Source organism: Neotamlana sargassicola (assembly GCF_020523965.1).
Taxonomy (GTDB): domain Bacteria; phylum Bacteroidota; class Bacteroidia; order Flavobacteriales; family Flavobacteriaceae; genus Neotamlana; species Neotamlana sargassicola.
The window spans coordinates 63,350-75,869 of sequence record NZ_JAJAPX010000005.1 but is presented as its reverse complement, the minus strand read 5'-3'; the positions used below and the strand labels follow the sequence as shown (position 1 = coordinate 75,869).

Here is a 12,520-nt window from a genome sequence, read left to right as displayed (position 1 = left end):
TTTATTCTATTACTTGTTTTACTTCACCACAGGTTAGCATTGCTTCGCCAAAGTATGGATTGATTACTTTTTCTTCTTTACTCAACCAATATGCACCATTGTTGTTATCTGACATTGGACAAAATTCTACATAGACCTTTTCATTGATACCAAATAGTTGAACAGCATTGATTAGATGTGATGATAAATGTTTGAAATGGTCTCTTTGTGATTTTATATCGGATGTTTCAGAAATTGAGGTTGCAGAAGATTTTATTTCGCTTTCTAATGACATCCAATGGTTATGCGCCTTATTATCTGACAACAATTTCATATCTACTTTGTTCAATTTATTTAATAAAGTTGTTGCGTTTGCTGAAGTACTTTTTGAATCTTCTTTTACTAAAGCATCTTTTAAATTGATATACGCATTGAAAACAGCTTTTAACTGCTCTTGAAATTTCGCTGACACTTTCAAACGCTCATTCATATTAGTGTGGTCACTTTCTTTGTTAGAAGCATTGTTATCCATACCTAAATGACCTTCGTGTCCCGTCATTACTTTACCACCTTCTTTATTCATCATAGACTTTTTGCCTTGTAATTGTGCAGCTGCATCAACCGTAAATGTTCCGTTAGTCACTATTTCATTTCCAGCAAATATACCTTCTACAACTTCATATTCATTACCAATTTGATTGCCTAATTTAATTTCAACCATTTCAAAAATAGGTTGGTCTGGATTTGTTTTGAGGTACACTACAGAACGTTCACCTGTCCACATAACAGCAGATGCAGGAATTGTTAATACTTCGTCATTTTTAGCTGTATTGCCTTCAATATTTGCGGTTACAAACATTCCTGGTTTAAAAACATCATCCTTATTATTTAGTACCACACGCAAGGTTACAGTTCTTGTTTTGTTGTTTAAAACTGGGTCTATAAAATCTACTTTACCTTTAAACTCTTTATTAGGATAAGCATTGGTTGTTATCATCACTTCCTGTCCTTTTTTAAAGCGGTCAATCTGATTTTCATACACATCAAAATTTCCCCAAACCGTGTTTAGATTAGCAATTTTAAGTAAGGGTTGTCCTTGTTTAATGTAATCGCCTTGCTCTACCAATTTTTCTGTGACAGTTCCTGAAACGGTTGCATACACAGGAAAGTTTTCTTTTACTTTTCCTGTTTCTTCAATCTGATTGATTTGATTGTCAGAGAGCTTCCATAATTTCAGTTTATTACGGACTGCTTTGTATAAAGCAGGTTGTGATTCTTTTAAAGATGCTGCAGTAATTAATTCTTGTTGCGCGGCATAGAGTTCTGGCGAATAAATGGTTGCCAATAATTGACTTTTACGAACTTCTTCGCCTGTAAAACTCACATTCAAACGTTCAATTCTTCCAGCGAAATAACTTACCTGTACTGCATTGGCTTCTTCGTTTTCAGCAATTTTACCAGATAATTTGATAGTATTGCCTTCAACATTGCCTTTACCAACAATAGATGTTTGAATATTAGCTAAAGCCATTGCGTTTTCAGTCAATTTGAATTGGTCTGCTAATAAACCATCACTTCCACCATCAGCAGGAATTAAATCCATACCACAAATAGGACAATCGCCTGATTCTGGTTGCATAATTTGTGGATGCATAGAACACGTCCATAGTTGATTAGTTTCTGCAACCGCATCGTGATTATGTTCTGTATCTTTTTTTGATGAACCACCAAAAAGCAACCAACCCAATAACACACCTACTACGAGTATGCCAATATATATGACTATTTTATTATTTTTCATTCTCTAATCGTTTTATCATTGCTTTCATTTCTTCTATTTCTTTACGTTGTGCTTTTATAATGTCTTCTGCTAATTTCTTAACTTCTGGGTCTTGAATATCTGCTCTTTCACTTGTTAAAATAGCGATAGAATGATGTGGTATCATTGCTTTCATCCAAAGGACATCATCAATAATTGGTGCTTGTGTTCTTACCAACCCTAATGCACCTACAAACAGTATAAAACTACCTGCAAGTATTGCGATATTCTTCTTTTTATCATTATACATTTTTCGCATAAAAAACCACATTATTACTGCCATTGTTGAAATTCCTAAACACGTCATATAGAATCGTGTTAAACTAAACCATACGTGGTCTATGGAATAGGTGTTTAAATACATCGTTATGTACATTGCTACAAATGAGCAAGCCAACATTATAAAGAAGGTTTTGTAATTTCCTTTGTTTGAGTGTTCTTTTGGATTTTTCATAATTAATTTATTTTAAAAAATTAACATTAAACTTGCCATAACTATCATTATGGCATTCTCGATAAAAGTAGCTTCTGTCATTGGTAACTTCAGGGCTGTACCTAAACAGGCACATCTGATAGCTTTTTTATCTAAAAGGGTTTTTGTGACTCCTATTGTAGTTAGCCCTAAAACCACAAGTGTTACTATTAAAGCAATGTTCACTTCAAATCGCATTAAGAACATTAAACCTAAAGCTGTTTCAATAAATGGATAAACTTTCCCATAAAAAGGAACACGTTTAGCTAAAGGGTCGTACATACGAAAGGATTCTGGAAAACCTTTTAAATCGAGCATTTTAAAGAAGCTAAATACGATGTAAAACAACCCCATAAAGTCAAGCATAAACGCGTTCCATCTCCAATCTTTATAATGTAATAATATACTTGCTGTTGCGATATAAAAGATGATAAGCAAGAGTGGTTTTAATTGTTGTAACTTGCTTTTTTCTTCTTCCATTGGCATTGCCGACATACTTGAAGATGCAAACACATTCTTCTCATTCTTTTCAGATAAAGTATACTTTTCTGGTAATGCTTTTTGTAGTATATCAGTTGAAATATGTTTATTCATTTTCACTTCTGCCTCACCTTTTTCAAGATTAACAGACACCTCTGATACGTGGTCTATTTCACTTAAATATTTCTCGACGGAAGCCTTACAGTTGTTACAGGTCATTCCTGATATTTTATATGTATGTTTCATTATTACTGTGTTAAATAATTAATAATCGTTGATTGAACATAATAAGTTCTAATTGACTCTATTTGATTGATTTGAAACTTTAGTTGCAACTCTTGAATATCCAAAACATCATTAAAATCAATCGTTCCTGTTTCATAGCTTTTGATTAAAATGTCTTCTGCATCTTTGGCTTGCTGTAGGTTTTTGGTTTGGGTAGCATAACTTATTCTTGCAGAAATGCGTTCGTTATTCGCTTTGTCTAAAAGCGTTTCCAAAGCATTTAAACGTTCCTGTTTTTGGGCAGTAATTTCTTGTTGTTGCAACTCATTTTGCTTGGTTTGGGATTTATATTTCTTATTGAAAATTGGGATAGATACCGAAACCATTGGCATTACAATATCCTTTCCGTTATCACTAAAATCCATATTAGGTCTTTCAGCAACATTGATATAATCTAATCCAAAACCAATCATTGGACTGCTTTCTTTTTGATTTAATAATTCTGATTGCTCTATGGATTGATAGAGCTTATCATATTTTAGTAATTCAGGATGTAATGCTAAATTTTCAGAAGTAATATCAAAGTCTTCTGAAGGTATCATTAAACTATCTACCACATTCACGGTAACATCGTTATCTCTATTCAATAGATTATTGAAGTTAGTTTGTTCTGCTAAAAATTGTTGTTGCAATACATCTTTTAATTGTTGCATTTCGTTTTGGCGCATTTGCAATCGCAACACATCTACTGCGGATGCTTTACCAACCTCAACAGAAGTTAATGCCAACGTCTCATAAGTTTCTAATAGTTTAATGTTTTCAGTTAAGACCTCTTGCTTTGCTTTGTTAGCATATAGATTGTAGTAAGATTGCGATACCGAAGCCATTAGTTTTCGCTTTGCGATAACAATGTCCTCGTATTTAGCATCTGCCAATGAACTTACATAGTTTTCTCTCGATGTAATGGTTCCGAACCACGGTAACATTTGTTTAGCAGATACTTTAAAGCGTTGTGCACCTGTTCTGGTTTCCGGTTCACTTACAAAGTAACCAACACCAAATTCGGTATTAGGAATGGTATTGACTTCGTTTACTTTTTCGGAAGCTCTTTTGTATTGTAACTCAAACTTTTGAATTTCTGGATTGTTTGTTAAGGCTTCATCTATGAGTACTTCTAATTGTTGTGCATTTCCTTTGAGAACAAAGAATAACGAACAAAGAATAAAGACTGTTTTTATGTGTGATTTTATGTGTTTCATTTTACAGTTCTTTTAAGTTGAAATTCGGCTTTCCAGCTATATAATACTGGAACAACAAATAAGGTTATTAAGGCTATAAGCATTCCACCAAAACTTGGTATTGCCATAGGTATCATTATATCGCTTCCTCGACCTGTAGAGGTTAATACTGGTAATAATGCCAAAATTGTAGTAGCTGTAGTCATTAAACACGGTCTGATTCGTTTTTCTCCTGCTTCAACAACTGATGCTCTAATTTCCTTTTTATTATCTGGTGTGTTTCTATCGAAAGTTTGGGTTAAATAGGTTGCCATTACTACACCATCATCGGTTGCTATACCGAAGAGTGCAATAAACCCAACCCAAACTGCAACACTTAAATTGATTGGGTGCATTTGGAATAAATCGCGTAGGTTTTCACCAAAGAAATTGAAGTTTAAAAACCAACCTTGACCATAGAGCCAAATCATTATAAAACCACCTGCAAACGCTACTGCGATACCTGTGAATACCATTAGTGATGTCCCTACAGAACGGAATTGGAAATACAGAATTAAGAAAATGATGGCCAATGCTAAAGGCACAACAACCGACAAAGTTTTTTCTGCTCTTAATTGATTTTCGTAAGTTCCTGTGAATGCATAGTTGATTCCTTTTGGTACAATTAGCTCACCAGAATCTATCTTTTCTTGGATTAGTACTTGTGCATTTTCAACAACGCTTACTTCAGCAAAACCATCCATTTTATCAAATAAGACATAGCCAACTAAAAAGGTGTCTTCACTTTTAATGACTTGTGGACCTTGTTCGTATCTTATAGTTGCCAATTCGCTTAATGGCATAGGACTACCTTTTTCAACTGGCACATAAATCTGTTGTAAGTCGGTTGGGTTTGCTCGTAATTCTCTTGGGTATCGTACTCGTACACCATATCGCTCACGACCTTCTACCGTTTGCGTTAATACCATACCGCCAACTGCTACTTTTAATACATCTTGAACATCTTGTATCGAAATGCCATAACGTGCAATTTTCTCTCTATCAATATCAATTAACAAATAGGGTTTACCAACAATACGGTCTGCAAAAACAGCTTCTTTTTTAACACCTTCAGCTTCCTTGATGATGTTTTCTAATTGCACTCCAAACGCTTCTATTTGCTTTAAGTCTTGACCTTTAACTTTAATTCCCATTGGTGCTCGCATTCCTGTTTGAAGCATTACCAATCGGGTTTCAATAGGTTGTAGTTTTGGTGCAGATGTAACACCTGGTAACTTTGTAACTCTTACGATTTCATTCCAAATATCGTCTGGTGATTCAATTTTTGGTCGCCAATTACGATAGTACTCGCCATCATCATCTTCAATTAATTGAGACCTTTTTATAGTGCTAAAAATGATGTTTTCGGAATTATTAGGATTAGAAACCAAACGACCATCCTTCAATTCAAAGAAGCCATCATCATTTATTTTGTAGCGTTGGCGTACTCCGTTTTCATTCAGCATATATTCTGGTTTATACTGAATCATATTCTCGTACATTGATAGTGGTGCTGGGTCTAAAGCTGATTCTGTTCTTCCTGCCTTACCAACTACGGTTTCAATCTCTGGAATACTGGCGACAGCCATATCCAATTGCTGTAAAACACGCTTGTTTTCTTCTACGCCAGAATGAGGCATCGAGGTTGGCATTAGTAGAAATGAGCCTTCATTTAATGAGGGCATAAACTCTTTGCCTGTATTTTTCATAATGAAAAAACCTGCAATGACAATAGCTGTTGGGACAGACAAAAAGAGCAACTTATTATCTAAACACCACCTTAAAATACGTGTGTAATATTTGATAAATAATGAGAAAACACCTAATAAACCAAAGCAAATAACACTCACAAAAATGAGATTCCAAAAAATGCTTTTATCAACGCCTAACGGTCTCCAATATTCGGCTAACAAGAACACAATAGCTGATACAGAAATGATAATATTAATAAGGTTAGCTTGCTTGTCTTTTATCTTACTTTGAAGATTGAGAAGTGCTGTAATCCCAAACGCAATTAAAATTAATCCTATCCAATATCCATAGACTATGGCTACGATTCCAAATGCTATTAAAACACCATTTAAAACATATTTAAAAGTGCTTTTAATGTTTTTCTTTCTGAATAAAAATGCAGTAAACGGTGGAATTAAAAATAATGCTACGATTATAGAAGCTGTTAGTGCAAAAGTTTTTGTGAAGGCTAATGGTCTGAATAGTTTTCCTTCCGCACCAATCATAGTAAATACAGGAATGAAACTGATAATAGTTGTCATAACTGCGGTTACGATTGCGCCAGACACTTCAGCTGTTGCGTTATAAACTACCGTATTAATGGATTGAGTTCCATCATCTTCATCTAAATGCCGAATAATATTTTCTGATAGTATGACACCAACATCGACCATTGTACCGATAGCAATAGCAATACCTGATAAAGCGACAATGTTGGCATCTACACCAAAGAGTTTCATTGCAATAAATACCATTAAAACTGCAACAGGTAATAGTCCAGAAATTAATACGGAAGCTCGTAGATTAAACACCATAATAATTATTACTAAAATGGTAATCAATATTTCAAGAGTTAAGGCTTCGTTAAGTGTGCCTAATGTTTCTTGTATCAATTCTGTTCTGTCATAAAAAGGCACTATGGTTACTTGTGAGGTTCTACCATTCGCTAATACTTTCGAAGGTAAACCTGCGCTTAACTCGTTAATTTTCTCTTTTACATTATTAATGACTTCCATTGGATTTGCGCCATAACGAGCCACCACAACAGCACCAACAACCTCTGCACCTTCTTTATCTAATAAACCACGTCTTGTTGCAGGACCTAATGAAACTTTACCAATATCCTTTATCCTAATTGAAGTATAATCTTCTGAAGTGACTACTGCATTTTCGATGTCTGAAATGGATTTCACATAACCCAAACCACGAACTAAATATTCGGCTTGGTTAATTTCCAAAGTCTGTGCACCAATATCCTTATTACTTTCCTTAACCGCTTTTACAACGTGATGCAATCCAATATTATACTGACGCATTAGTTCTGGATTTACGTCTACTTGATACTCCTGAACATAGCCACCAATAGAAGCAACCTCTGAAACACCACTTGCAGAGGACAACGCATACTTTACATAGTAATCCTGAATACTGCGTAACTCTTGCAAATCCCAACCACCAGTTACATTTCCGTTTTTGTCACGACCTTCTAAAGTGTACCAAAATATTTGTCCTAATCCTGTTGCATCTGGACCCAAAGCAGGATTAACACCTTCGGGCAATAAACCACTTGGTAAGGAATTAAGTTTTTCGAGAATACGACTTCTACTCCAGTAAAATTCTATGTCTTCTTCAAAAATGATATAGATACTTGAAAAACCGAACATAGAGGAACTACGAATGGTTTTTACACCTGGAATACCGAGTAAAGATGTTGTGAGTGGATAGGTGATTTGGTCTTCTATATCTTGTGGTGAGCGACCATCCCATTTAGTAAAAACGATTTGTTGGTTTTCGCCTATATCTGGTATGGCATCTACAGCAACAGGATTGCTTGGTAAGAAACCTGTATCCCAATTAAAAGGTGCATTAACCGTTCCCCATCCTACAAAAAGGACGAGTAGCAGAACTGCTACGAGTTTGTTTTCTATTAAAAATTTGATGCTTTTATTGAGCATTGGCTTTGATTATTAAACAGTTAGACATTGGTGTTACGACAACACCGAATACAGCAAATTATCCTTACAACATTGCTGTCATAGGATAAAAGAGTCTATTGTTTAAAAATCAAATTAAATAAGTCTCGTCAATCTTGAAGATTTGTTTTATGACGAGTGGTGGTTTGTATTCTTCAAAAGAAGATACATTGTTATCTAAACCTTCAAAAAGGTTAATATAAGTGTAAACAAATGAAGCGACGAATACTTGTTGCTCAAACGTGATTTTGTCAACTTGCAATTGTAATTCGTCTTGACCTTCAATTGCTAATTGTTCATCATCACAACAATTTTTCTTGGTAATAGAACATCCTTCGGTTGAAGGCTTTTCCATTTCCATTCCGCACCCTTTGGCCTTATGAAAAATAGCAGTTTCTACTAAAGTATCTCCGCAATAATGCATATTCACAGTAAATGACATTGTAGAGAATAACACTACAAAAGCCATTACTAAAGACATTATTTTATGGAAAATTTGCTTCATATCTAATTGCAAATGTATAAAAATTTTACAACTATTGATTTTGTTTAACAGAAGTTTAATTGACTAATCTGCTTAATCCCAACTCATTCGTTGTAATCTAACTGCATTTAAAATTGCTAATAATGCTACTCCTACATCTGCAAAAACTGCTTCCCACATTGTAGCTAAACCACCTGCTCCTAAAATTAAGACAATAACTTTAACACCAAATGCTAAAATGATATTCTGCCAAACAATTTTACGTGTAGAACGACTTATTTTAATGGCTCTTACTACTTTTGAAGGTTGGTCTGTTTGAATGATAACATCTGCTGTTTCAATAGCTACATCGCTCCCTAAACCACCCATTGCAATACCAACGTTACTTGCTGCTAAAACTGGTGCGTCATTAATACCATCACCTATAAAAGCTACTTTGTTTACAGGATTTTTCTTTAAAATTTCAACTTCGTTTAATTTATCTTCTGGTAGCAAACCACCTTTAGCATTTTCGATGTTCAACTCTTTAGCGACTTGTTGCGTAATGGAATCTTTATCACCGGAAAGCATCATAATATTTTTAATGCCTACTTTATGTAAATTAGTAATTGTTTCTTTTGCATCTTCCTTTAATTCATCTGCTATTACTACAAAACCTGCAAATTGATTATCGATTGCTACCAACACTATCGATTCTACAATAGATTCCGTTTCCGTTGGAACATTAATATTATTCGCAGTCATTAAGGCTTTATTACCTACTAAAACTGTTTTACCATTTACAATGCCTTTTAAACCTTTACCTGCAACTTCAGAAACGTCTTGTGCTTCAAAATCTTCACCTTCAGCTTTGTACTCTAAAATGGCTTTAGCAATTGGATGCGTGGATTGTTCTTCCATCGCCATTAAGTATTGCATAAATTCGGTTTCATTCCAACCAATTGCTTTTACTTCTTTGATTTTAAAAACACCTTTGGTAACGGTTCCTGTTTTGTCCATTACCAAAGTATTTATCTTGGTCATTGCATCTAAAAATGAAGCACCTTTAAATAAGATTCCATTTTTTGAAGCTGCTCCCAATCCACCGAAATATCCTAATGGAATTGAAATCACTAACGCACAAGGACAAGATATTACCAAGAAAATTAATGCTCTGTATAACCAATCTCTAAACACATAATCATCTACAAAAAAGTAAGGTATAAAAGTAACACCAATAGCTAAAAACACTACAATTGGTGTGTAGATACGAGCAAACTGTCTGATGAATAATTCTGTTTTAGATTTACGTGCTGTTGCATTTTGAACCAAGTCTAATATTCTCGCAATAGAACTGTCTTCAAACTTATTGGTTACCTCAACTTCAATAACGCTTTCCAAATTAATACTACCTGCGTAAACCTTTGCTTCTTTTTGAATGGAATCTGGTTTGCTTTCTCCTGTTAACGCAGCTGTATTTAAAGATGCTTTTTCGGATAATAAAATGCCATCCAATGGAATTTTTTCACCTACACGAATTTGAATTTTCTCTCCAATATTGACAACTTCAGGCGAAACACTTTTATAATCTCCCTCACGAAATACATTGGCTTCTTTAGGTCTAACATCTAATAATGCTTTTATATTTCCTTTTGCACGATTTACAGCAGCACTTTGAAATAATTCGCCTACTGCATAAAATAGCATTACTGCAACACCTTCGGGATATTCACCAATAACAAATGCACCAATGGTTGCTATAGACATTAAAAAGAACTCTGTAAAAACATCACCTTTTTTAATACTAATCCAACCCTCTTTTACAACAGGAAACCCTACAGGAAGATATGCAATACCATACCAAGCAATACGAATCCAATCCTTAAAGAATGAAACATCAAAATAATCTAAACCTATACCAATGATAAGCATTGTAAAACTTATTATTGCAGGCACGTAGGTTTTGAATGCACTTCCATTACCGTGATTATGACCATCATTATGCGTGTGTTGCACTTCTGAATTTGGTTTTAAATCTCTTAAATTGACTTTCTTTTTTTTCATTTAATATCTAATAATTTTTCAATGTCATTGGGAATAGGCATTCGTTTTAATGGTGGCACGTTTGCTCCACCAGTATTACCAAGTGGAACGTGATTTATAAATGATTTCCAGCCACCCACAAGCAACCTAATTATTTGACCTATTACTTCTTTCGTATCTTTTTGTCTAAATCCAAACTTTAGCATAAGCCAATGTGAATAGGTATGTTCTATAGGATAAGATTGTCCTATTATATGACTACGTTCTAAATGATACCAAGCATTACCAAACTGCTTATTTTCTAAACAGAAACTGTATTGTTTTAATTCTTGGTTATACGCCTGTTTTAGATGTTTAGGTATTTTAGTATTAAACTTCATATCCTCTAATTTTGGATAAATGTACTTTAATAGTAAGTGCAATGGAAGTGCAATAATTAGACACTACACTTATCGCAAATACCTTTTACCACCAAATTTACATTCTCTGACACAAAACCATCTGGCACTTTTATTTGAGGTATTTTATGTTCTGTTAAGCAAATGGTTTCATTGCAATTATTACAATGGAAATGTAAGTGCAAATCGGTTTCAATTTCACAATTACATCCCTTTTCACATAATGCATATTTTGTAATCCCTGTACCATCGTCTATTTGATGCACAATAGCCTTTTCTTCAAAGGTTTTAATAGTTCTGTATAAAGTGGTTCTGTCTGCTTTTGAGAAAGCATTTTCAATATCACTTAAAGTAACAGCGACCTCTTTTTCTGTAAGAAACTTATATATAAGCAAACGCATTGCTGTAACACGAATATTTTTTGACTCTAATACTTGTTCTATTGTTTCCATAATTAATGTGCGTGTTCTGCTTCTCCTTTTTTCATTTCTGCGTTAAGATAATAAGCATTGTTATAAGCAAATTTTGTATTACTTTCTATGTTTTCAGTAAATTGAACCGATACCCAATCACCATCTTTAGTGCCTAACACAACTTCGATAGGTTTAAAGCTCCAATCGTCATTTTCTTTTTCTACTGAAAACACATAATATCTTTCGCCTTCTTTTATAATTGCACTTTCTGGTAAAGCTTTTGTTTGGGTATTATCTACTTGAATTTTACCTTGAATATACATACCAGGAATTAAGTTACCTTTTTTGTTTTCTATTTCTGCGTGAACGTGGACTGCTTTTGGGTTGTCCTCAAAGGTTTTGCTTACGGAATAGATTTCTGCGATAAGCTCTGCATCTGGTATGGATTGTACCGTAAAGTTAACTTTCTGACCTTTCTGTACTTTATAAACATCTTTTTCAAAAACCATTAAATCGGCGTGAACGTGATGCGTATTTACAATTTCAAATAATTCGGTTTGTGGCTCTACATATTGACCTGTTTTTACTTCAACTTTTTGCACAAAGCCTTCTATTGGACTTCGCAATGCTATGCGCTGTGCAATTGTTCCATTGCGAACTGATGTAGTGTTAACGTTGAGTATTCTTAATTGCGCTTCTAAACCATTAACCATTGCTTTTGATGCTTGATATTCTGCTTCTGCTTTCTGGAAATTAGCACCAGAACCAACACCAGCATCGTATAATTTTTGTTGACGTTCATAATTTTTCTTTGCAAGCTCGCTATTGCTATAAGCGTTTAAATAATCCGTTTGCGCTTGTATGATATTTGGGTGCGATAGATAAGCCACAACTTGACCTTTATTAACCTTATCACCTTCAATCACTTCAATTGAAACGACATTTGCACCAACAACAGTAGTAATAGCTGCTTCGTTTTGTGGTGGTACTTCTAACGTTCCGTTTGCTTCTACATAGCCGCTCATATTACGTAATGCTAACGTATCTATTTTCATTTTCAATGCATCGAATTGCTGTTGTGAAAGCATTACTTCGTCTTCATCGTGATGCTCTTCGTTAACTTCTGTTTTTTCTTCCTCATCGTGGGAATGACCATCATTCTCGTTATGATTTTCTTTATTTCCGCAAGCTGAAACAAATATGGCTAACACCATTACGGTAAGGATTTTATATATTTTGTTTTTCAT

The 12,520-nt window shown here is 34.3% G+C and carries 10 protein-coding genes; all 10 read right to left on the bottom strand.

The genetic code is table 11. The features are described from left to right. Position 1 precedes the first annotated feature (1 nt). Entirely contained in the window at positions 2 to 1,780 is a 1,779-nt protein-coding gene (locus LG651_RS12305; RefSeq protein ID WP_226696418.1) for an efflux RND transporter periplasmic adaptor subunit, read from the bottom strand. Then, positions 1,770 to 2,252, bottom strand: coding sequence for a DUF305 domain-containing protein (locus LG651_RS12300; RefSeq protein WP_226696417.1), 483 nt, complete (start codon positions 2,250 to 2,252; stop codon positions 1,770 to 1,772). The genes LG651_RS12305 and LG651_RS12300 overlap by 11 nt, the downstream gene beginning before the upstream one ends. A gap of 12 nt (positions 2,253 to 2,264) precedes the next feature. After that, on the bottom strand, positions 2,265 to 2,996 hold the full coding sequence (locus LG651_RS12295) for a heavy-metal-associated domain-containing protein (protein WP_226696416.1): 732 nt from the start codon (positions 2,994 to 2,996) through the stop codon (positions 2,265 to 2,267). Between the two features lie 2 nt (positions 2,997 to 2,998). Beyond that, positions 2,999 to 4,234, bottom strand: a complete 1,236-nt coding sequence (locus tag LG651_RS12290; RefSeq protein WP_226696415.1) for a TolC family protein — start codon at positions 4,232 to 4,234, stop codon at positions 2,999 to 3,001. After that, a complete protein-coding gene (locus LG651_RS12285; RefSeq protein ID WP_226696414.1) occupies positions 4,231 to 7,938 on the bottom strand; it encodes an efflux RND transporter permease subunit in 3,708 nt (1,235 codons plus the stop codon). The genes LG651_RS12290 and LG651_RS12285 overlap by 4 nt, the downstream gene beginning before the upstream one ends. A gap of 109 nt (positions 7,939 to 8,047) precedes the next feature. Further along, on the bottom strand, positions 8,048 to 8,461 hold the full coding sequence (locus LG651_RS12280; RefSeq protein ID WP_226696413.1) for an HYC_CC_PP family protein: 414 nt from the start codon (positions 8,459 to 8,461) through the stop codon (positions 8,048 to 8,050). A 72-nt stretch (positions 8,462 to 8,533) separates the two neighbouring features. Next, positions 8,534 to 10,483, bottom strand: coding sequence for a heavy metal translocating P-type ATPase (locus tag LG651_RS12275; RefSeq protein WP_226696412.1), 1,950 nt, complete (start codon positions 10,481 to 10,483; stop codon positions 8,534 to 8,536). Further along, the gene (locus LG651_RS12270) at positions 10,480 to 10,842 is read right to left on the bottom strand and encodes a DUF3703 domain-containing protein (protein ID WP_013622781.1); all 363 of its coding nucleotides are present in this window, start codon (positions 10,840 to 10,842) and stop codon (positions 10,480 to 10,482) included. The genes LG651_RS12275 and LG651_RS12270 overlap by 4 nt, the downstream gene beginning before the upstream one ends. A 56-nt stretch (positions 10,843 to 10,898) precedes the next feature. After that, positions 10,899 to 11,312 (bottom strand): Fur family transcriptional regulator, encoded by a 414-nt coding sequence (locus tag LG651_RS12265; protein ID WP_054851361.1) that lies wholly within the window; start codon positions 11,310 to 11,312, stop codon positions 10,899 to 10,901. A 2-nt stretch (positions 11,313 to 11,314) separates the two neighbouring features. Beyond that, the gene (locus tag LG651_RS12260) at positions 11,315 to 12,520 is read right to left on the bottom strand and encodes an efflux RND transporter periplasmic adaptor subunit (protein ID WP_013622779.1); all 1,206 of its coding nucleotides are present in this window, start codon (positions 12,518 to 12,520) and stop codon (positions 11,315 to 11,317) included.

Excerpts from the sequence above, each read along its gene's own strand:
- LG651_RS12305 (WP_226696418.1), bottom strand. The coding sequence starts at position 1,780 with ATGAAAAATAATAAAATAGTCATATATATTGGCATACTCGTAGTAGGT.
- LG651_RS12300 (WP_226696417.1), bottom strand. The coding sequence starts at position 2,252 with ATGAAAAATCCAAAAGAACACTCAAACAAAGGAAATTACAAAACCTTC.
- LG651_RS12295 (WP_226696416.1), bottom strand. The coding sequence starts at position 2,996 with ATGAAACATACATATAAAATATCAGGAATGACCTGTAACAACTGTAAG.
- LG651_RS12290 (WP_226696415.1), bottom strand. The coding sequence starts at position 4,234 with ATGAAACACATAAAATCACACATAAAAACAGTCTTTATTCTTTGTTCG.
- LG651_RS12285 (WP_226696414.1), bottom strand. The coding sequence starts at position 7,938 with ATGCTCAATAAAAGCATCAAATTTTTAATAGAAAACAAACTCGTAGCA.
- LG651_RS12280 (WP_226696413.1), bottom strand. The coding sequence starts at position 8,461 with ATGAAGCAAATTTTCCATAAAATAATGTCTTTAGTAATGGCTTTTGTA.
- LG651_RS12275 (WP_226696412.1), bottom strand. The coding sequence starts at position 10,483 with ATGAAAAAAAAGAAAGTCAATTTAAGAGATTTAAAACCAAATTCAGAA.
- LG651_RS12270 (WP_013622781.1), bottom strand. The coding sequence starts at position 10,842 with ATGAAGTTTAATACTAAAATACCTAAACATCTAAAACAGGCGTATAAC.
- LG651_RS12265 (WP_054851361.1), bottom strand. The coding sequence starts at position 11,312 with ATGGAAACAATAGAACAAGTATTAGAGTCAAAAAATATTCGTGTTACA.
- LG651_RS12260 (WP_013622779.1), bottom strand. The coding sequence starts at position 12,520 with ATGAAAAACAAAATATATAAAATCCTTACCGTAATGGTGTTAGCCATA.